The organism is Erythrobacter cryptus DSM 12079, assembly GCF_000422985.1.
In the GTDB taxonomy this organism is placed as follows: Bacteria; Pseudomonadota; Alphaproteobacteria; order Sphingomonadales; family Sphingomonadaceae; genus Erythrobacter; species Erythrobacter cryptus.
Genome location: NZ_KE383966.1, coordinates 123,232 through 142,247 on the forward strand (window position 1 = coordinate 123,232; position 19,016 = coordinate 142,247).

Genomic DNA, 19,016 nt, shown 5'->3' on the forward strand with positions numbered 1-19,016 from the left:
TTTTCTTACGCCACCCCCGGCAGCAGCCGCTCGCCGGCGATGCGCTGCATCGCCTTCTGGAGCTTTTCAAAGGCGCGCACCTCGATCTGGCGGATGCGCTCGCGGCTGACATCATATTCCTGGCTCAGTTCCTCGAGCGTCTGCGGATTGTCGGTGAGGCGCCGCTCGGTGAGGATGTGGCGCTCGCGCTCGTTGAGGCTCTGCATCGCTTCGGCCAGCATCTCCTGGCGCAGCTGCCATTCCTCAGCCTCGGCCACGGTTTCATCCTGGAGCGGACGATCATCGACCAGCCAGTCCTGCCACTGGCCCGAGCCGTCCTCATCCCCGCGCAGGGCAACATTGAGCGAGGCATCCCCGCCCAGCATCATCCGCCGGTTCATGTTGACGACCTCGGCCTCGGGCACGCCAAGGTCGGTGGCGATGCGGGCCACGTCCTCGGGGCTGAGATCGGCGTCCTCATAGGCCTCGAGCTGCTTCTTCATCCGCCTGAGGTTGAAGAACAGCTTCTTCTGCGCCGCGGTGGTGCCCATCTTGACCAGGCTCCACGAGCGCAGGATGAACTCCTGGATCGAGGCCTTGATCCACCACATCGCATAGGTGGCGAGGCGAAAGCCGCGATCGGGATCGAACTTCTTGACCCCCTGCATCAGCCCGACATTGCCTTCGGAGATGAGATCGGCCAGCGGCAGGCCATAGCCGCGATAGCCCATGGCGATCTTGGCCACGAGCCGCAGGTGGCTGGAGACCAGCTGGGCCGCCGCCTCAGGGTCGCCATGTTCCTGATAGCGCTTGGCGAGCATGTATTCCTGCTCGGCGGTGAGCACCGGAAACTTCTTGATTTCCGCAAGATAGCGATTGAGCGACTGCTCGCCCGTCAGCACCGGGAGAGAGGAAGTGTTGGACTGGGTCACTGCGTGCCTAACCTTTCTGTGTCGACCGCTTGCGCGGGACCCCTGCTGGGCATCCCGCGAACTGGGCCACGGGTTCCATCTATACGCGAAAACCGGTCAGAAGTATGCGTTTTTCATCGATCAAAATGACGCAATTGGTCGATCAGTTCCCGCATGTCCTGCGGCAGCGCGCTGGCAAAGCGCAGCGCCGTGCCGCTTGCGGGATGGACAAAGCCCAACTCCGCCGCATGGAGCGCCTGGCGGGCAAAGCCCAGCGCTTCGAGCACGGGGCGCAAGGGTTTGGGGGTGCGGCCATAGGCAGGGTCTCCCAATAGCGGATGGCCGATTGATGCAAGGTGAACGCGCACCTGGTGGGTGCGCCCGGTTTCCAGCCGGCATTCCACCAGCGCGGCATGGGCCAGCCGCTCGCGCAGCTTGTAATGCGTGATCGCGCTTTTGCCGCGCGAGGAATTCTTGGGCAGCACCGTCATTTTCTTGCGATCGGCATCCGAGCGGCCGATGCGCGCGTCGATCGTGCCCTCGGGTGGCGCGGGGTGCCCGGCGCAGACCGCCAGATAGCGGCGGTGGACGCTGTGCGCGGCGAACTGGCGGGCCAGGCCCTCGTGCGCGGCGTCGGTCTTGGCCACCACGATGAGGCCCGAGGTGTCCTTGTCGATGCGGTGGACGATCCCCGGGCGCGCCACCCCGCCAATCCCCGAAAGCTGCCCGCGGCAATGGTGGAGCAATGCATTGACCAGCGTGCCCGCCGGATTGCCCGCCGCAGGGTGCACCACCATGCCGGCGGGCTTGTCGATGACGATGACCGCGCTGTCCTCGTAAACAATAGCAAGATCAATCGCTTCGGGCTGCGCTGCGGCAGGCTCTGCGGGGGGGAGGGCAAGGGCAAAGCCCATGCCGGGGGTGACCTTGAGCGCCCCCGAGGTGGCTGCGCGCCCCTCGACCTCCACCGCCCCGGCGGCGATCAGCGCCTGCACCCGCGCGCGCGACAGGCCGGTCGCCTCGGCCAGCGCCTTGTCGAGCCGGGCGGGGGCGGTGAAAGAGCCGGTGATGATTTCGGGCGCGGCCATGCTATGGCCATGGGCGATGGAACTCGTGGTGACAAGCCGGGCGCTTGCGGCGATGCGCGCCCATGCTCGCGCGGCCCATCCGCAAGAGGCCTGCGGGCTGCTGCTGGGCGCGATGGGCGAAGGCGCAGCGCGCGCATCGATCAGCGAGGCGCGGCCCACGGCCAATGTCCACCCCTCGCCGCGCACCCATTTCGAGATCGACCCGGCGGCGCTGATTGCCGCCCACCGCGCCGCCCGCGTTCCCGGCGCGCCGACGCTGATCGGCTATTACCACGCCCATCCTGCGGGCGCGGCGGTGCCCTCGGCCACCGATCGGGCGCTCGCCGCGCGCGATGGGCGGGTGTGGGCGATCATCGCTGCCGATGAGGTGCGCTTTTGGCACGATTTGCCCCACGGCTTTGTCGCTCTTTCCTTTGGCATCCGCGATGTTTAGGGTGGGGCGATGACGTCCGCGACCGATCTTGCCGCGATGCTGTGCTCGCGGCTGTGCCATGACATGCTCTCGCCCGTGGGGGCGCTTGCCAACGGGATCGAACTCCTGGCCGACGAGCAGGACCCGGCGATGCGCGCGCGCTGCATCGAGCTGCTCGAGCAATCGGCGCGGATCAGCACCGACAAGCTCAGGTTCTTCCGCCTCGCCTTTGGCGCGGCCGGGGGCTTTGGCGAGGCGATCCCGATCGAGGAGGCGCGCCAGGTGATCGAGGCGCTCGCCGCCGATGCCCGCCGGGTCGAGGTCCATTGGGCGATTGCCGAGCCGAGCCTGCCCAAGCCGGCGATCAAGGTGCTGCTAAACCTCGCCCAGATCGCGCTCGAAAGCCTGGTGCGCGGCGGCGCGCTCGACATCGGGGCCGAGCGGCGCGAGGGCGCGGTGGAGATCGTCGCCCGCGCCCGGGGTGAGCGCATCGCCTTTGACGAGAGCATCGGCCGCGCGCTCCAGGGCGAGCTTGACGAGAGCGAGCTGACCAGCCGCACTGCGCCCGCGCACATGATCGCCCTGCTCGCCGAGGAGCTGGCCGGCGGGCTGCAATACAAGCTCGGCGAAGGCGTGCTGGTGCTGGGCGCGGTGCTGCCCGAGCCGGAAGGGCTGATCGGCTAGCACGGCTGGAGCGTGGGGGGAGCCATGGCAGGGGGCACGGACGAGCTGGTGCACGAGGAGCGCCCCTCGCCCAATTTCGATGCGCGCAGCCTGCCGATCAGCATGGTGGTGCTGCACTACACCGAGATGAAGCCGGTGGAGGCGGCGCTGGCGCGGCTCACCGATCCCAAAGCCAAGGTCAGCGCGCATTACCTCATCACCGAGGAGGGCCGGGTGATCCGTCTCGTGCCCGAGGACAAGCGCGCCTGGCACGCCGGGGCGAGCTATTGGCGCGGCATTCCCGATGTCAATTCGGCGAGCATCGGGATCGAGCTCGATCACCCCGGCCACGCGCGCGAAAACGGCGGCTATCGCCCCTTTGCCGAGGCGCAGATCGCCGCGCTGATCCCGCTCCTTGCGCGGATCGTGCGCGCGTATGACATTCCGCGCGCCAATGTGGTGGGGCACAGCGATGTTGCGCCGATGCGCAAGATCGATCCGGGCGAGCTGTTCCCGTGGGAGCGGCTGGCCGAATACCGCCTGTGCCTGCCGCGCCCGCAGTGCCTGGCTGCGGGCAACCCCTTCCCCAACGAGGGCAGCTTCTACCTCGCGCTCGAGCGCTTCGGCTATGACATCACCGATCAGAATAAGGCGGTCGAGGCCTTCGAGCGGCGTTGGCGGCCCGAGCGCATCACCGGGGTGCCCGATGGCGAGGTGGCGGCGATCTTGTGGCAATTGCTGCTCGACCGCGATCAGGGGCGCACGCGCTAAGGGAGGGACGGGTTTTTGGAGCGTCTGGCCGGAAATGGGATCCGGCGGGCCAAACGGGGGGAAATGCGATGATGAGGAAATTGGCAGCCGAATTCGTGGGCACCTTCTGGCTGGTGTTCGGGGGCTGTGGTTCAGCGGTGCTGGCGGCGGGCTTTCCGGAACTGGGGATCGGCTTTGTCGGGGTGAGCCTTGCCTTCGGGCTTACCGTGCTGACCATGGCCTATGCCCTGGGCGGGATTTCGGGCGGGCACTTCAACCCGGCGGTGAGCCTTGGGCTTGCCATCGCCGGGCGGTTCGGCTGGGCTGAACTGGCGCCCTATTGGGCGGCGCAGGTGCTCGGCTCCTTCACCGCAGCCGGAATGCTGTTCGTGATCGCCAGCGGCGCGCCCGATTTTGCCGCGGGCGGCTTTGCCTCGAATGGCTATGGTGAGCTTTCGCCGGGCGGCTATTCGCTGCTCGCCGCGCTGGTTGCCGAGGTGGTGCTGACCGCGGGCTTCCTGATCGTGATCCTGGGCGCAACTTCGGCCAGGGCGCCGGCGGGCTTTGCCCCGATCGCGATCGGCCTTGCGCTCACGCTCATCCACCTCATCTCGATTCCGGTGACCAACACCTCGGTCAATCCGGCGCGCTCGACCAGCGTGGCCTTCTATGCCGAGACCGCGGCGGTCAGCCAGCTGTGGCTGTTCTGGGCCGCGCCGCTCGCCGGGGCGGCGCTGGGCGCGCTGGTGTGGAAGCTGCTGCTTTCGGACGGCAGCGACTGAGCCATCTTTGCCAAATCGGGCGGGCGGGCCTATATCACCCGCGTCAGGGGGCCTGAGGCAGCCGCGCGCCTGAATGGGTGCGAGGAAAGTCCGGGCTCCACGAAACAAGGGTGGCGGGTAACGCCCGCCGGCTCCGCCCTCGGGCGGGGCAAGGGAAAGTGCCACAGAGAGCAGACCGCCGATGGCTCCCCGGCAACGGGGGCACAGGCAAGGGTGAAAGGGTGCGGCAAGAGCGCACCGGGGGGCTGGCAACAGCCACCGCATGGCAAACCCCACCCGGAGCAAGGCCGAATAGGGGTCTCGCGCCTCTCGCAAGAGGGGCAGGCGGGTTTCGCGCCGAGAGACCCGGGTTGGCTGCTAGAGCCGTCGAGCAATCGCCGGCCCAGAGGAATGGCTGCCGCCCCGGGGCCGGTCCGCAAGGATACCGCCCGGGGAGACAGAACCCGGCTTATGACGGCCCCCTGATGCTGTTTGCCTGTGCAAACTTGATCCCGGTCAATGCCGGGGCGCGCGGGGGCGTGCTTGGCATGAAGCGCACCACACACCGGGAGCCCTGCATGACTCACACGACGTTCAAGGACTGGCCCAGTCTTGCCGCCAACCTCACCCCCGCGATCCGCGAGCTCCACAAGGCCGCGCCAGGCGTGATGAAGGCGTTCCGCGAAATGGGCGCGGCAGCGCATGGCGCGGGTGCTCTTGATGCAAAGACCAAGGAGCTGTTGGCGGTGGCGATCTCGGTTGCTGTGCGCTGCGATCCTTGCATCACCTTCCATGTCGAAGGCGCGCGCAGGCACGGCGCGAGCCGCGAGGAGGTGGCCGAGACCATCGGTCTTGCGATCTACATGGGGGCAGGGCCCAGCGCGATGTATGCCGCGCAGGCGCTGGAAGCCTATGATCAATATGCCGACAAGGCGGCGGGTTGAGGCCGATGAGGAGGGCGATGAAACCGGCCCGCCGACAGGCGGGTCGCAAGGCCGGCTGGCCGCCCGCAGCGACGCGCCCGCAGGGCGTGTGAGCGAGGATTTCGCAGCCCGGAGGGGCTGCGGACCACAAAAAATTACCCCCGGCCCACGCTGACATAGGCAAAGCCCGCGGCGCGCATGTCCTCGGGCTTGTAGATGTTCCTCAAATCCACCATCACCGGGGCCTTGGCGAGCTGCTTGACCCGATTGAGATCGAGCGCGCGGAAGGCGTCCCACTCGGTCACGATCACCACCACATCGGCGCCGGTGATGGCATCATAGGCGCTCTCGCACATCGTCACCTCAGGGAGCAGCGGGCGGGCCTGCTCCATGCCTTCGGGATCATAGGCGGCCACCGACACTCCGGCATCGAGCAGCGCCTGGGCGATCGCCAGCGCGGGCGAATCGCGCATGTCATCGGTGTTGGGCTTGAAGGTGAGGCCGAGCAGCGCCGCGCGCTTGCCCCGTGCCGCCTCGGCCCCGCCGAGCGCATCGATCACCTTGCGGCCCATCGCCCGCTTGCGGCTGTCATTGACCTTGACCACCGCCTCGACGATCCGCATCGGGCTGCCATAATCCTCGGCGGTCTTGAGCAGGGCGAGCGTGTCCTTGGGAAAGCACGAGCCGCCATAGCCTGGCCCGGCGTGCAGGAACTTCGGCCCGATGCGGCCATCCATGCCGATCCCGCGGGCGACATCCTGGACATTGGCGCCGACCTTCTCGCACAGATCGGCGATCTCGTTGATGAAGGTGATCTTGGTCGCCAGGAAGGCGTTGGCGGCATATTTGATCAGTTCGCTGGTGCGGCGGCTGGTGAACAGGATCGGGCTTTCATTGAGAAACAGCGGGCGATAGACCTCGCGCATCACCGCGCGGCCATAATCATCCTCGGCGCCGATGACGATGCGATCGGGACGCTTGAAATCGCCGATCGCCGCGCCCTCGCGCAGGAACTCGGGGTTGGAGACCACCGAGACCCGGTGGGGCGTGCCGGTCTCGCGGATGATCCGTTCAACCTCGTCACCCGTGCCCACCGGCACGGTCGATTTGGTGACGACCACCGCATCATGCGCAAGGCTCTGGCCGACCTCGCGGGCGACCGCGTAAACGAAGGTGAGATCGGCATGGCCATCGCCCCTTCGGCTGGGGGTGCCAACCGCGATGAAGATCGCATCGGCGCCCTTGATGCCCTCGGCGAGCGAGGTGGTGAAGCTCAGCCGACCGGCCCTGGCATTGGCCTCGACCAGCGCATCAAGCCCCGGCTCGTAGATCGGCATGATGCCTTGCCGCAGACGGGCGATCTTGTCCTCGTCCTTGTCGATGCACACCACCTCGTGGCCGAAATCGGCAAAGCATGCCCCCGACACGAGCCCGACATAGCCCGAACCCACCATCGCAATCTTCATGGAAACCTGCCCTCAAGACCAACCGGACGCCCCCTGCCCGTGCGGCAAGCGGGGTGATCAGTGCGCGCGGTCGCCGTGGAAGACCGCCACCGACCCGCCATCTTCGGCGCGGGCCTGGAGGATTCGCCGCTGATCGCCCTCGAGCACGAGGGCTGTAAGCACACCCGAGCGGAAAGCGCCAGTGTCAATCCCGATGCGGTTGCCGCAGTCCATCACGTGATCAAAGATCGTGTGGCCGTGCACCACCACCTTCTCGAGCGGGCCTTCATGGGTGAGAAAGGGCTCGCGGATCCACAGAAGATCGCTGCCCCTCTGTTCGGCGAGCGGGCGGGCGGGATCGATCCCGGCATGGACGAAGACATAATCGCCCGCGCGGATCATGGTCTCGAAGGAAGCGATGTAATCGCGCACGGCCTGCGGCACCACCTTGGGCAGCAGCGCGAAGATCTCCTCGAGCGCGAGGCTGGCGAGCTGCTGGCGGGTGAAGCCGAAGCTCAGCAAGGTTTCAAACCCGCCGTGCTTGAGGAAGTGGCGCAGCATCTCGGGCCGCGCGAAGGCCTCGAGGAACATCTCCTCGTGGTTGCCGGCCAGCACCCGAACCAGGCGTCGGCGCTGCCATTCCTGCGTGCGCGCGATCACCCCGGCGCTGTCGGGCCCGCGGTCGATGAGATCGCCGAGCAGCACCACCCGCATTGCAAGCCCGGCGCGGTCGGCGGCGATCTCCTCCTCGATCGCCGCGATCAGCGCGTCATAGAGATCGAGCCGCCCGTGAATGTCACCGATCACATAGTAGCGCTGGCCCGCGGGCACCCGGGGCAGGCGGGCTGGGCGTGCGGGGCGGAACAGGGCGCGGAGTGTCTCAATCATGGCCATCAATCGATCTGCCAGTCGCGCAGCGGCGCTGCGGCAGCCTGCGCTCTGCTGCGCCGTGACGAGAGATGGGGCGAGCGCGGATGGCTTGCAACGCAGCGGTGCAACCAAACCTTTGCCGCGCGCGACCAGCGGTGCGAAATTCTCGCCGGGCGGCGCGCGCCGGCGGCCCCGAGGATCGCCGCCGCGTCCCCGAGGCCGCGCGTTAACCCTATGTATGCCTTGCCCTCTCCGCGGCGCATCGGGCTTCGTCCAAGCGCCTCTCAATCGAGCGCGAAGCGCACCGTGGTGACCACCCGCACCTTCTTGTAGGGGCTATCGGCCGAGCCCCAGCCGGCGCTTTCGCCATCGCGCGCCTCGATCTCGAAGTAGCCCTGGGTGGCCTCGCGGATCCTGCCCACGCGCGAGCCAAAATCCTCGGCAAACTGCTCGGCCGCGGCGCGCGCATCCCTGGTCGCCGCGGCGACCATCGCGGGCTTGATGTCGTTCAGCTTGGTGAAGGTATAGGCCATGCCCGAACCTTCCTCGAGCAGCACGCCGCGCCCGACGAGGTCGAACTGGCGCGCCACCGCCTGCTGGGCGCGCTTGATGTCGGTGGTGCGCAGCGACAGGCGCTGGCGCACGGTGTAGGTGGTCACGCCGTCGCTGGTGAAGCTCGAGACATTGGCGCCGGTGGGCTGGAGCGCCTCGGCGGGAAAGCCCAGCTCCCTGAAGAAGCCGGCGATCGCCTCGGTGTCGCGGCGCACCTTGGCCTGCGCCTCGGCCAGATCGGTCGAGGAAGCGGCATAGGAGATCGTCCAGGTGGCAAGATCGGCGGTGACATCGCGCTCGGCCAGGCCGCGCACGGTGACCGCGCGCTCGGCATTCTTGGCGCGCAGCAGCCCATCGCCGAGCAGATAGCCGCCCACGATCAGCCCGGCGGCGAGGATCCCCGCCGTGCCGAACCACAGCCGGGTGGCAGGCGCGCGCCAGAAACCGCCCGCCCCATTCGCCGGTTGCACATCATCACCGCTCATCGCATGTTCCCCCAAAAAGGTGTTGGTGCGACGAGTTGTGCATCAACGTCGATGAATGGAGTTTGAATGGGGATCGAGGGGTTTGTCATCCCAAGCCTGCTGCTTGCCTTGCGCGCGTTTTTTGTTTTCCGCATGCCCTGTGGCGTGCGGCCCTCGCTAGACGCGCAGCAACCTGCGCCCGCTGCGGGCGCCCGTTCGGGCTTGCGGTCGCTGGCGCGACCGATCATCCCGTGCCTTGAAAGGAAGTTTTGATGGTCAAATATCTCCACACCATGATCCGCGTTGCCGATCCGGAGGCAACGATCGCCTTCTTCAAGCTGATCGGGCTTGAGGAGGTGCGCCGCTTTGACAGCGCCGAGGGGCGTTTTACCCTGATCTTCCTTGCCGCGCCGGGGCAGGAGGGGCTGGCCGAACTGGAGCTGACCTATAACTGGCCGCCCGAAGACGGCTCTGCGCCAGAGGAATATACCGGCGGGCGCAATTTCGGCCACCTCGCCTACCGCGTGGAGAATATCTACGAGACCTGCCAGCGGCTGATGGATGCGGGGCACACCATCCACCGCCCGCCGCGCGATGGGCACATGGCCTTTGTCAAATCGCCCGATGGCATTTCGGTCGAACTGCTCCAGGAAGGGCGGCTCGCGCCCGCCGAACCCTGGGTGAGCATGCCCAATATCGGCACCTGGTAGGCCCGCCGCGCCGGCGGGGCCGCTGGCCCGATCACCGCGAGCAGCACCTTGGGCCGCAGCCATTGCGCGATCGGCCCGCTCAAGCTAACCTCTCGGCTTGCCTGAGGGGAAGGGGGTCGCCTTGTCCGTCGGAACGCTGGATCTGTGGCATTGGCTAGCGCTGGTGCAGCATGAGTTGCTGCTCTTTGCCGGGGTGTTCTTCCTCATCGGTGCCTTTGACGATCTGCTCGTCGATGGCCTGTGGCTGTGGTTCAAGGCCCGCGGGCGGGCGCCCACTGAGCGCCGCAGCCGCGCCGGCCTGCAGGCATTGGAGCCAGAGCGCCCCGTGGCGGTACTGATCCCGGCCTGGCGCGAGACCGCGGTGATCGGGGCCACCATTCGCCACCTGCTGACAAGCTGGCCGCAGGAGCGGCTGCGGCTCTATGTCGGCTGCTATCGCAACGATCCGGCAACGCTGGCGGCGGCGGTGGCGGCGGCGCGCGGGGATGAAAGGCTGCGGCTGGTGATCCACGGCGCCGAGGGGCCGACCACCAAGGCCGATTGCCTCAACCGGCTCTACCAGGCGCTGGTGATCGACGAGGCGCGCAGCGGCGTGCGCTTTGGCTTCGTCGTGTTCCACGATGCCGAGGACATGGTCGATCCCGGGGCGCTCGGCCTGATTGCCGAGACCATCGAAGCCGGGGCCGATTTCGTCCAGCTCCCGGTGGTGCCGCTGGTGCCGGGGCGCGAGAGCGGCTGGATGGCGCGCCAAGTGGGCGCGCATTATTGCGAGGAATTTGCCGAGGCTCATGGCAAGGCGCTGGTCTTGCGCGATGCCCTGGGGGTGGGGGTGCCGGGGGCGGGCGTGGGCTGCGGGGTCAGGCGCGAGGCGCTCGATCGGCTCGCCGCGCGGCAGGGTGATGGCCTGCCCTTCGCCGCTGATTCGCTCACCGAGGATTATGAGTTTGGCCTTGCCATCGCCGCGGCAGGCGGGCGCTGCCGCTTCGTCCGCGCGCGCGGCGAGGATGGGCGGCTGATTGCCACCCGCGCCTATTTTCCGGACAATCTCGGCGCGGCGGTGCGGCAAAAGAGCCGCTGGGTGCTGGGGATCGCGCTCCACGGCTGGGACCGGCTCGGCTGGTCGGGCGGGGCGGCGGAGACCTGGATGCGCGCGCGCGACCGGCGCGGGCCGCTCACCGCGCTGGTGCTGCTGATTGGCTATGTGCTGGTGCTGCTCATCGGGGTGCAGGGGCTGGCGCTGGCGCTCGGCCTTGCCCGGCCGGTGCCGCTCACCCCGCTGCTGGGCGCGGTGCTGCTGGTCAATGCCGCGTCGCTCGCCTGGCGGATCGCGCTGCGCTTTGCCTTCACCGCGCGCGAATATGGCGCCGCCGAGGGACTCCTGGCGGTGCTGCGCCTGCCGCTTGCCAATGTCATCGCCATCATCGCCGGGCGGCGCGCGCTGTTTGCCTATGTGGCCACGCTCGCCGGGCGCGCGGCGGTGTGGGACAAGACCGATCATCCCCGCCACCCGGCCAGCCCGGCGCTGGCCGAGGCGACGCCATGAAAGGTGCTGGCGCATGAGCGCGCGCGCGGGCAGTGCCGGGCGCCGCGGCGGGCCGCTGGCGATGCTCGTGCTGCTGCTAGGCGGGTGGAGCGCGGCTCGCGCGGTGCTGTGGCACGATCCCTTCGCCTCCGCCCCCGTGCCGGAAGGCCCCGAAAGGCTGGCCGGGTTTGCGCCCGCGCCCTTCTCGCCCGAACCGCCGATCCTGCCCCCGTCCATCCCCATGCCCCTCGGGGTGCCCCAGCCGCTGCACGCGGATGCCGTGGCGGGGCTGGCCGGGTTGCCGGGGGGCGGGGCCGCGCTGCAAGCGCCTGCGCGAGGCCGCGCCGCCTTGCTGGGGCAAGGGCGCGCCGCGGCAGGATGGGACAGCGCCGAGCTTGCCGCCGGGCACATGTGGCTGCGTGCCGCGGCGCTGGGGGGCGCAGCACGGGGGCGGGGGCTTGGCTCCTATGTGCTGGCCCCGGGGGAAAGTGGCGCCCAGCCGCCCTTCCTTCCGCCTGCGCCGCCGGGGGCTGGGTCCGCAAGCGGGCGCAGCGGCGCCGCACCGCCGGGCGGGCGCTGGTCGGCACAGGCCTGGGCCTTGTGGCGCCAGGGTTCTTCTGCCGGCGCGGTCTCGCAAGGGCGGGTGCCGATCTATGGTGCGAGCCAGATGGGCGCGATCATCGACTATCGCCTCGCCCGCGCTTCGGCCCGCGATCCGCGGCTCTATGCCCGCGCCTATCGCGCGCTGGTGCGCGGCGGCGAGAGCGAGCTGGCCCTCGGCGCCTCGGCCCGGCCCTTGGCGCGCGTGCCGCTGCGGCTCGCAGGCGAGCTGCGCTACACCGATGGTGCTGAGCGCCGCAGCCTGCGCCCGGCGGCCTATGGCGTCACCGAGCTGGCGCCGGAGACCCTGCCGCTCGGCACGCGGCTCGAGGCCTATGCCCAGGGCGGCTGGGTCGGCGGGCGGGGGAGCACCCCCTTTGCCGATGGGCAGGTGACGATCACCCGCGAGGCCCGCGCGCTGGCGGGGTTCACCAACGATGCGGCGCGGCTCAGCCTTGGCCTTGGCGCCTGGGGCGGGGCGCAAAAGGATGCCCAGCGGCTCGATCTTGGTCCGACCATGCGCCTTGATGTCACGCTCGGCCAGACCCCGGCGCGGCTGGCGTTTGATTGGCGCGCGCGCGTGGCGGGCGAGGCCAGCCCCGGATCGGGGCTGGCCGCCACGCTTTCAACCAGCTTTTGAAGCCGCCCCCCGCGCCGCTCGCGGACAAGCTGCCTGCCGCGGCTTTCATCCCCCGGCGCACTGGTCTAATCGGGCGGGCATGGATGTCTATCTGCCCATCGCGAATCTCTCGGTGAACGGGCTTTACATCGTGCTGCTGGGCGGGCTGACGGGGATCCTCTCGGGGCTGTTCGGCGTCGGCGGCGGGTTTCTGACCACGCCCTTGCTGATCTTCTACGGCATCCCCCCCACGGTCGCCGCCGCCTCGGCCGCCACCCAGGTGACCGGCGCGAGCGTTTCGGGTGTGATCGCCCATTCGCGCCGTAAGGGGGTGGATTACCGCATGGGCACGGTGATGGTCGCCGGCGGGGTGGTGGGCGCGCTGATCGGGGCGGCGCTGTTCCGCGCGCTCCAGGCGATCGGCCAGATCGACGTGGTGATCAACATCCTCTACGTGCTGATGCTCGGCGCGATCGGCAGCCTGATGATGCGCGAGGCGCTGAGCGCGATCCGCCCGGGCATGGCCGGGAGCGCCGCCCCGGTGCGCAAGCGCCGCCACCATCCGCTGGTCGCCAGCCTGCCCTATCGCTGGCGCTTCTATGCCTCGGGCCTCTACATCTCGCCGCTGGCCCCGGCGATCCTGGGGATGCTGGTGGGCATCCTCACCATGCTGATGGGGGTGGGCGGCGGGTTCCTGCTGGTGCCCGCGATGCTCTACATCCTCGGCATGGCCGGCAATGTGGTGGTGGGCACCTCGCTCTATCAGATCCTGTTCGTGACCATGGTGACAACCATGACCCATGCGCTCACCACCAAGGCGGTCGATCTGGTGCTGGCCGCGCTGCTGCTGTTGGGATCGGTGCTCGGCGCGCAGTTCGGCACCCAGATCGCCTTGAAGGCGCGGCCCGAATATCTGCGCCTCGCGCTTGCTGCGCTGGTGCTGCTGATCGCGCTCAGGATGCTCTACGGGCTCGGGGTCCAGCCCGACGAGATCTATACCGTGGCCCCGCTGTGAGGCGCGCGGAGTGAGGGGCGCCGTACGGCTGGGGCTGGTGGTGCTGGCGGTGCTGATCGCGCTCGCCGCGCTGCTGCTCGGCGCCCTGCCGGCCGCCGCCCAGCGCGAGCCGGTGCTGGTGCCCGCGGTCAGCCAGTCGCGCATCGAGGTGCGCCAGGGCTTCACCGGGGCGCGGCTGCTGCTCTACGGCGCGGTGATCGGGCCGGGCGGCGCCGCGCGCGCGGGCGATTATGACATCGTGGTGGTGCTCAAGGGCCCGACCGAGCCGGTGCGCATCCGCGAGAAGGCGCGCATTGCCGGCATCTGGATGAACGCCGGGTCGAGCGATTTTCGCTCCGCACCTGCCTTCTTCGCGGTCGCCTCCTCGCGCCCGGTGCGCGAAATCGTCGATGAACGCACCGCGGCGATTTATGAGCTGGGCACCGATTTCATCCAGCTTTCGCCCTCGGGGCTGATCGATCCGGAAGAACAGGCGCGCTTTGCCCACGGGCTGGTCGAGCTGCGGCGGCGCCAGGGGCTGTATCAGGAAAACCCGCGCGGGGTGACGATCCGCGAGAAGGTGCTCTACCAGGCCCGCATCGATCTGCCCTCCAACGTCACCACCGGGCGCTACACCGCCGAGACCTTCGCTATCGCCCGCGGCCGGGTGCTCGCCAGCGCCACCGCCCGGATCGAGGTGGTCAAGACCGGGTTTGAAGGCCAGGTGGTGGCCGCCGCGCAGCGCTGGTCGTTCTTCTATGGGCTTGGCGCGATTGCGCTCTCGCTCGGCATGGGGTGGCTTGCCGGGCGCCTGTTCGCCCGGGTGTGAAGCACCGCCCGCGAGTCCGCGGCATTGACCCGATCTTAACCCAACCCCGCCTAATCCCGCCCCATTAGGAACGGGATCACGGGACAGGGCGCATAGATGACCGATCACCCCAGGCAGGATTTCGAGCGGTTCACCGGCCCCGAGCCGCTGGGTGAGGCGCCATCCCCGGCGCCGGCCAGCGCCAGCCGCACCGCGCCCGACAATGCCCGCCTGCCAATCGGCGTGGTGCTCGAGATTTCCGGCTCCGGCTCGCAGATCGCGCTCGATCTGCAACGCATCAACGAATGCATGGCCGATAGCGATCCGGCGGTGCAGATGGCCGGCCAGGTCGGCAGCCAGATCAAGATCCGCGTCGGCGATGCCTGGCTGCTTGCCAGCGTGCGCGACCAGCGCAAGGATCGCCGCACCGAGGGCGGGATCATCGCCCATATCGACTTTCTCGGCGAAGGGGGCGAGGAACGGCTCACCGGGCGCATCCACGGGTTCAAGCGCGGGGTCACGCGCTATCCGATCCCGGGGGCGATGATCTATCCCTGCACCACCCGCGACCTTGAACAGATCTATGCCAGCGACGGGCGCGCCTCGATCACCATCGGCAAGGTCTTTCCCACCAAGGATATCCGCGCCGGCCTTTATATCGATGCGATGCTGGGCAAGCACTTTGCCCTGCTGGGTTCCACCGGCACCGGCAAATCGACCAGCGCCGCGCTGATCCTCCACCGCATCTGCGAGGCTGCCCCCAAGGGCCATATCGTGATGATCGACCCCCACGGCGAATATTCCGCCGCCTTCCGCACCACGGGGCAGATCCTCGACGTTTCCAACCTGCAGATGCCCTATTGGCTGATGAACTTCGAGGAACATTGCGAGGTGCTGCTCAGCAGCAGCGGCAACGAGCGCCAGGTCGATGCCGACATCCTCGCCAAGTGCCTGCTCGCCGCGCGGCAGAAGAACCGCCTCGCGCAGACCATGGGCAAGATCACGGTGGATTCGCCCATTCCCTATCTGCTCTCGGATTTCGGCAACATCCTCCAGGACGAAATGGGCAAGCTCGACAAGGCCACCTCGAGCGCGCCCTACATGCGGATCAAGACCAAGCTTGACGAGATCAAGGCCGATCCGCGCTACCAGTTCATGTTCTCAGGCATGCTGGTGGGCGACACCATGGTCGATTTCATCAGCAAGGTGTTCCGCATGCCCGGCAACGGCAAGCCGATCTCGATCATCGATGTCTCGGGCGTGCCGTCCGACATCACCGCCACGGTGGTGGCGGTGCTCAGCCGCCTGGTGTTCGATTTTGCCATCTGGGGGCGCGAGGACAAGACCCGCCCGGTGCTGCTGGTGTGCGAGGAAGCGCACCGTTATGTCCCCAACGAGAAGAACGCCGATGGCTCGTCGGTGGGCAAGATCCTCAGCCGCATCGCCAAGGAAGGGCGCAAATACGGCATCAGCCTGGGCCTCATCACCCAGCGCCCGTCTGACCTTGCCGAAGGCGTGCTCTCGCAATGCGGCACGATCATCTCGATGCGGCTCAACAATGACCGCGACCAGGCCTTCGTGCGCGCCGCCATGCCCGAAGGCGCGCGCGGCTTTCTCGATTCGATCCCCGCGCTCAGGAACCGCGAATGCATCATCTGCGGCGAGGGCGTGGCGATCCCGATCCGGGTGGCCTTCGACAATCTCGAGGAACACAAGCGCCCGGCCTCGGAAGACCCGAGCTTCGTCGAATTGTGGAGCCAGAGCGGCGGCGAGGAGGAACTGGTCGAGCGGGTGGTGATGCGCTGGCGTTCTCAAGGTTAGCAGACGCATCCGCGCCTGCATTCTCGGCGCTATTCCTCAGCTGCGCTACGGGCGCCTGCGGGCGGGCGGTCGCCCTTGCGGTTGCTTTGCAACCGATGTCCAGCTCCGTTCTGGCTATGTCCCGCGCCTATCCCCGTAGAGGTGGATGTGCAGCCGGTCGCTCATCCTCAGGCCATGCTTGCAGCACAGCTCGGATAGCCACGCCTGGCGCGCGCGCAGGGCGGCGCTGTCGGTGCCCTCGGCCATCAGGAAGATGCGCTCTGCGGCAAGGCCATGGCGCGCCTTGAGCGCCAGCACCTCGGCGACATCCTCGGGCGCGGCAATCACGAACTTGAAGAAGGCGCGCGGCTCAGCGGCCCAGGCATCGAGCCGCTCGGGGATGAGGGCAAGCGCTGCCGGGTTGCCGCTGTGGGCCAGCTTGGGGCTGACATTGTATTGATCGATCCAGACATCGAGCCGCGGCGGCGGGGCAATCGTGCCATTGGTCTCGATCTCCACCGCGATTGCCGGCAGATGCTTGAGCATCGCGGCCAGCGCCGGGGCCTGGAGCAGCGGCTCGCCCCCGGTGATGACCAGGCGCCTTTGCCCCAGCGCGGCGATGCGCGCGGCGGCCTCCTCGGGGGTGAGGCTGACCTGATTGGCCTTGCGATCATAGGCGATCGCGCTGCGGTGCGGGCGGTTGTCGCCGGTAAAGCGCCAGGTGTAGGCGGTGTCGCACCAGGTGCAGGCAAGGTTGCAGCGCGACAGCCGCACGAAGGCGACCGGCATGCCCATGCTTTGGCCTTCGCCCTGGAGCGAGGCAAAGATTTCCGGCGCGCCGGTATCATCCGTGGCAAGAACGAGTTTCACGCGCATCCCCTTGCACGAAAGCGCGCCTGCGGGAAGGGCGCCCGGCCCGTGCGCCGTGGCCCTTCCCCCCGGCAAGGCCATTGCCCTTCCCTGCGGTGCTTTCTATCGCTTGGCGCCGGGAGAGGGAAAGATGGACGCATTTCCGGCGCATCCGGAGGAGATCACGCTCGCGTGGTGGGGCGCTCTGCTCGGGCGGGTGCCGCGCGCGGTGCGCTGGGAGCCGATCGGCACCGGCCAGGTGGGCGATTCGGTGCGCTTCACCCTCGACATGGGCGAGGGCGAGGCGCCCATGACGCTGGCGGGCAAGTTTGCCGCGGCCGATCCCACCAGCCGTTCGACCGCGGCGATGCTCGGGCTCTATGCCAAGGAAGTGCGCTTCTACCGCACGCTCGCCCCGCAGCTGCCGATCCGCACCCCGCGCGTGCTCCTGGCTGAAATCGCCGATGATGGGGCAAGCTTCTGCCTGATCTTCGAGGATCTGGGGCCTGCGCGCGGGGGCAACCAGATCGCCGGCTGCACCCCTGCCGAGGCGCGCGAGGTGGTAAAGGCGGCCGCCGCGCTCCACGCGCCAAGCTGGCACAATCCGGCGATCCTCGGGCTTGATTGGCTCCAGCCCGATCCCGAGGCCGCGGCCCGGGTGAGGGCGCTCTACCCTCAGGCCCAGGCGGTGTTCCGCGAACGCTACCGCGATGTTCTCGAGCCTGAATACATGGCCCTGTGCGAGGAACTGGCCGAGATCACCGCCAGCACCGAGCGGCACGGCGAGACCATCAGCCTCGTCCACGGCGATTTCCGCCTCGACAATGTCCTGTTTGACATCAAGGGCGGGGCCGAGCCGCTGGCGGTGCTCGACTGGCAGACGCTCACCATCGGCAATGGCCTTACCGATATCGGCTATTTCCTCGGCTGCGGGATCGGCAATGCCTTGCGCCGCGCGCATGAGCGCGAATTGCTTGAACTCTACTGCGCCGAAATGCGCGCGCGCGGGGTGGCGATCAGCCTTGACGATATCTGGGAGGATTATGTGCTCGGCGCGCTCCACGGGGTTTCGACCGCGGTGTTCAGCGCCGCCTTCGTGGAGCGCACCCAAAGGGGCGATGCCAATTTCCTCTCGATGGCGCGCGGGGCCTGCGGCCTGTGCCTCGAACATGGCAGCCTCGCCCGCTTGAAGAAAGGATGATGCGATGGTGCTGACCCGCGGCGATGATTACCCGATCCACCAGACCGCCGATCCGATTGCCTATGCCGGCAGCGATCGCAATTTCTACGATCGCTATTTCTTCAACGGCTATGCGCCCGATGGCAGCGGCTTTTTTGCCGTGGCCTTCGGGGTCTATCCCCATCTCGATGTCGCCGATGCCCATTTCTGCGCGGTGCGCGGGCAAGGCGATGGCGGGGCCGTGCAGCATTGCCTCCATGCCAGCCGCCGGCTCGGCATGGAGCGGATGGAGCTTGCCTGCGGGCCGATCCGCATCGAGGTCATCGCGCCGCTGCGGCGCTTGCGGGTGATCGTCGATGGCGAGGGGATCGCCGCCGATCTCACCTTCACGGGGCGCGCCTTCCCGATCGAGGAGCCGCGCTTCACCTTTCGGGTGGGGGCGCGCACGGTGATGGATTACACCCGCCTCACCCAGAACGGCCATTATGAAGGCTGGATCGCGGTCGATGGCGCGCGCACGGTGCTCGCCCCCGGCACCATGGGCACGCGCGATCGCAGCTGGGGGGTGCGCCCGGTGGGCGCGCCCGATCCCCAATTTGCGGGGCGCGCCTTGCCGCAGTTCTTCTGGCAATGGACCCCGATCAACCTGCCGCAGCGCAGCCTGTTCTTCCACGTGAACGCCCATGCCGATGGCACGGCGTGGAACACCCGCGCGGTGATCGCCCCCGATGGCGCGGGGCCGGAAGGCTTTGTCGAAACCCATGCCGCGCGCATGGAAACCCGGCTTGCCCCGGGCACGCGCTGGCCGGCGGGGGGCGAGCTGGTGATCGGGCCAGAGCGCTTTGTGCTCGCGCCGCTGGCGCGCTTCCAGATGCGCGGGCTGGGCTACACCTCGCCCACCTGGGGCCACGGGCTTGACCATGGGCCGCTGGCGGTGGAGCGCGAGGATATTGATCTCGCCGCGATCGACCCCTCCCGGCCCGACAATCTCCACGTGCAGATGCTCTGCCGGGTGACGGGGCCGGGGGGCGAGGCGGGCCTCGGCGTGTTCGAGCAGCTGGCGATCGGCGACTATGCCCCGCTTGGCCTTGCGGGGCTTGCCACGCCGGCCTGAGC

19 protein-coding genes and 1 other RNA gene are annotated in these 19,016 nt (G+C 68.4%); 14 read left to right on the forward strand and 6 right to left on the reverse strand.

What is annotated here, in order from left to right:
• Window positions 1-5: 5 nt before the first annotated feature.
• Together rpoH and G524_RS0112770 are read right to left on the reverse strand one after the other, a co-directional pair.
• The gene (gene rpoH / locus G524_RS0112765) at window positions 6-911 is read right to left on the reverse strand and encodes an RNA polymerase sigma factor RpoH (RefSeq protein ID WP_027444029.1); all 906 of its coding nucleotides are present in this window, start codon (window positions 909-911) and stop codon (window positions 6-8) included.
• A gap of 113 nt (window positions 912-1,024) precedes the next feature.
• Window positions 1,025-1,978, reverse strand: coding sequence for an RluA family pseudouridine synthase (locus tag G524_RS0112770; RefSeq protein ID WP_027444030.1), 954 nt, complete (start codon window positions 1,976-1,978; stop codon window positions 1,025-1,027).
• On the opposite strand from G524_RS0112770, the gene G524_RS0112775 reads away from it, so the two are divergent.
• From G524_RS0112775 to G524_RS0112795, 6 genes are all read left to right on the forward strand, one after another.
• A complete protein-coding gene (locus G524_RS0112775) occupies window positions 1,959-2,411 on the forward strand; it encodes a M67 family metallopeptidase (protein WP_245561372.1) in 453 nt (150 codons plus the stop codon). The two genes, G524_RS0112770 and G524_RS0112775, sit on opposite strands and share 20 nt — an antisense overlap.
• A 9-nt stretch (window positions 2,412-2,420) precedes the next feature.
• Window positions 2,421-3,074, forward strand: coding sequence for a histidine phosphotransferase family protein (locus tag G524_RS0112780; protein ID WP_027444032.1), 654 nt, complete (start codon window positions 2,421-2,423; stop codon window positions 3,072-3,074).
• 24 nt (window positions 3,075-3,098) lie between these two features.
• Window positions 3,099-3,824, forward strand: a complete 726-nt coding sequence (locus G524_RS0112785) for an N-acetylmuramoyl-L-alanine amidase (RefSeq protein WP_036857975.1) — start codon at window positions 3,099-3,101, stop codon at window positions 3,822-3,824.
• 68 nt (window positions 3,825-3,892) lie between these two features.
• Window positions 3,893-4,585: an aquaporin Z gene (gene aqpZ / locus G524_RS0112790; protein WP_027444034.1), complete on the forward strand. Its 693-nt coding sequence runs from the start codon at window positions 3,893-3,895 to the stop codon at window positions 4,583-4,585.
• Between the two features lie 43 nt (window positions 4,586-4,628).
• An RNA gene (gene rnpB, locus G524_RS16425) (RNase P RNA component class A) lies at window positions 4,629-5,054 on the forward strand.
• A gap of 88 nt (window positions 5,055-5,142) precedes the next feature.
• Window positions 5,143-5,508: a carboxymuconolactone decarboxylase family protein gene (locus tag G524_RS0112795; protein ID WP_027444035.1), complete on the forward strand. Its 366-nt coding sequence runs from the start codon at window positions 5,143-5,145 to the stop codon at window positions 5,506-5,508.
• A gap of 134 nt (window positions 5,509-5,642) precedes the next feature.
• Here G524_RS0112795 and G524_RS0112800 read toward each other — a convergent pair whose 3' ends face one another.
• The 3 genes from G524_RS0112800 to G524_RS0112810 form a co-directional block, all read right to left on the reverse strand.
• Window positions 5,643-6,953: a UDP-glucose dehydrogenase family protein gene (locus G524_RS0112800; protein WP_027444036.1), complete on the reverse strand. Its 1,311-nt coding sequence runs from the start codon at window positions 6,951-6,953 to the stop codon at window positions 5,643-5,645.
• 57 nt (window positions 6,954-7,010) lie between these two features.
• On the reverse strand, window positions 7,011-7,820 hold the full coding sequence (locus G524_RS0112805; RefSeq protein ID WP_027444037.1) for a metallophosphoesterase: 810 nt from the start codon (window positions 7,818-7,820) through the stop codon (window positions 7,011-7,013).
• A gap of 266 nt (window positions 7,821-8,086) precedes the next feature.
• Complete coding sequence (locus G524_RS0112810) at window positions 8,087-8,839, reverse strand: SIMPL domain-containing protein (RefSeq protein WP_027444038.1); 753 nt, start codon at window positions 8,837-8,839, stop codon at window positions 8,087-8,089.
• 251 nt (window positions 8,840-9,090) lie between these two features.
• Here G524_RS0112810 and G524_RS0112815 point away from each other — a divergent pair, with 251 nt between their 5' ends.
• The 6 genes from G524_RS0112815 (at window position 9,091) to G524_RS0112840 (ending at window position 15,892) form a co-directional block, all read left to right on the forward strand.
• Window positions 9,091-9,528 carry a VOC family protein gene (locus G524_RS0112815; RefSeq protein ID WP_027444039.1) on the forward strand — a complete coding sequence of 146 codons (438 nt, stop codon included), beginning with the start codon at window positions 9,091-9,093 and terminating at the stop codon, window positions 9,526-9,528.
• Window positions 9,529-9,649: 121 nt separating this feature from the next.
• On the forward strand, window positions 9,650-11,071 hold the full coding sequence (locus G524_RS0112820; RefSeq protein ID WP_027444040.1) for a glycosyl transferase family protein: 1,422 nt from the start codon (window positions 9,650-9,652) through the stop codon (window positions 11,069-11,071).
• Between the two features lie 13 nt (window positions 11,072-11,084).
• On the forward strand, window positions 11,085-12,290 hold the full coding sequence (locus G524_RS0112825; RefSeq protein ID WP_027444041.1) for a hypothetical protein: 1,206 nt from the start codon (window positions 11,085-11,087) through the stop codon (window positions 12,288-12,290).
• Between the two features lie 79 nt (window positions 12,291-12,369).
• Window positions 12,370-13,284, forward strand: a complete 915-nt coding sequence (locus G524_RS0112830; protein ID WP_027444042.1) for a sulfite exporter TauE/SafE family protein — start codon at window positions 12,370-12,372, stop codon at window positions 13,282-13,284.
• Between the two features lie 49 nt (window positions 13,285-13,333).
• Entirely contained in the window at window positions 13,334-14,092 is a 759-nt protein-coding gene (locus tag G524_RS0112835; protein ID WP_156894105.1) for a TIGR02186 family protein, read from the forward strand.
• 96 nt (window positions 14,093-14,188) lie between these two features.
• Window positions 14,189-15,892 carry an ATP-binding protein gene (locus G524_RS0112840; protein WP_027444044.1) on the forward strand — a complete coding sequence of 568 codons (1,704 nt, stop codon included), beginning with the start codon at window positions 14,189-14,191 and terminating at the stop codon, window positions 15,890-15,892.
• 114 nt (window positions 15,893-16,006) lie between these two features.
• Here G524_RS0112840 and G524_RS0112845 read toward each other — a convergent pair whose 3' ends face one another.
• Complete coding sequence (locus G524_RS0112845) at window positions 16,007-16,741, reverse strand: 7-carboxy-7-deazaguanine synthase QueE (protein WP_027444045.1); 735 nt, start codon at window positions 16,739-16,741, stop codon at window positions 16,007-16,009.
• A 130-nt stretch (window positions 16,742-16,871) separates the two neighbouring features.
• Here G524_RS0112845 and G524_RS0112850 point away from each other — a divergent pair, with 130 nt between their 5' ends.
• Complete coding sequence (locus G524_RS0112850) at window positions 16,872-17,921, forward strand: phosphotransferase family protein (RefSeq protein ID WP_027444046.1); 1,050 nt, start codon at window positions 16,872-16,874, stop codon at window positions 17,919-17,921.
• A 4-nt stretch (window positions 17,922-17,925) separates the two neighbouring features.
• The gene (locus tag G524_RS0112855) at window positions 17,926-19,014 is read left to right on the forward strand and encodes an Rv3169 family protein (RefSeq protein WP_027444047.1); all 1,089 of its coding nucleotides are present in this window, start codon (window positions 17,926-17,928) and stop codon (window positions 19,012-19,014) included.
• The last annotated feature ends 2 nt before the right edge of the window (window positions 19,015-19,016 follow it).

Excerpts from the sequence above, each read along its gene's own strand:
- G524_RS0112800 (WP_027444036.1), bottom strand. The coding sequence starts at position 6,953 with ATGAAGATTGCGATGGTGGGTTCGGGCTATGTCGGGCTCGTGTCGGGG.
- G524_RS0112850 (WP_027444046.1), top strand. The coding sequence starts at position 16,872 with ATGGACGCATTTCCGGCGCATCCGGAGGAGATCACGCTCGCGTGGTGG.
- G524_RS0112780 (WP_027444032.1), top strand. The coding sequence starts at position 2,421 with ATGACGTCCGCGACCGATCTTGCCGCGATGCTGTGCTCGCGGCTGTGC.
- G524_RS0112785 (WP_036857975.1), top strand. The coding sequence starts at position 3,099 with ATGGCAGGGGGCACGGACGAGCTGGTGCACGAGGAGCGCCCCTCGCCC.
- aqpZ (WP_027444034.1), top strand. The coding sequence starts at position 3,893 with ATGATGAGGAAATTGGCAGCCGAATTCGTGGGCACCTTCTGGCTGGTG.
- G524_RS0112810 (WP_027444038.1), bottom strand. The coding sequence starts at position 8,839 with ATGAGCGGTGATGATGTGCAACCGGCGAATGGGGCGGGCGGTTTCTGG.
- G524_RS0112770 (WP_027444030.1), bottom strand. The coding sequence starts at position 1,978 with ATGGCCGCGCCCGAAATCATCACCGGCTCTTTCACCGCCCCCGCCCGG.
- G524_RS0112855 (WP_027444047.1), top strand. The coding sequence starts at position 17,926 with ATGGTGCTGACCCGCGGCGATGATTACCCGATCCACCAGACCGCCGAT.
- G524_RS0112840 (WP_027444044.1), top strand. The coding sequence starts at position 14,189 with ATGACCGATCACCCCAGGCAGGATTTCGAGCGGTTCACCGGCCCCGAG.
- G524_RS0112825 (WP_027444041.1), top strand. The coding sequence starts at position 11,085 with ATGAGCGCGCGCGCGGGCAGTGCCGGGCGCCGCGGCGGGCCGCTGGCG.
- G524_RS0112815 (WP_027444039.1), top strand. The coding sequence starts at position 9,091 with ATGGTCAAATATCTCCACACCATGATCCGCGTTGCCGATCCGGAGGCA.
- G524_RS0112805 (WP_027444037.1), bottom strand. The coding sequence starts at position 7,820 with ATGATTGAGACACTCCGCGCCCTGTTCCGCCCCGCACGCCCAGCCCGC.
- G524_RS0112775 (WP_245561372.1), top strand. The coding sequence starts at position 1,959 with ATGATTTCGGGCGCGGCCATGCTATGGCCATGGGCGATGGAACTCGTG.
- G524_RS0112795 (WP_027444035.1), top strand. The coding sequence starts at position 5,143 with ATGACTCACACGACGTTCAAGGACTGGCCCAGTCTTGCCGCCAACCTC.
- G524_RS0112830 (WP_027444042.1), top strand. The coding sequence starts at position 12,370 with ATGGATGTCTATCTGCCCATCGCGAATCTCTCGGTGAACGGGCTTTAC.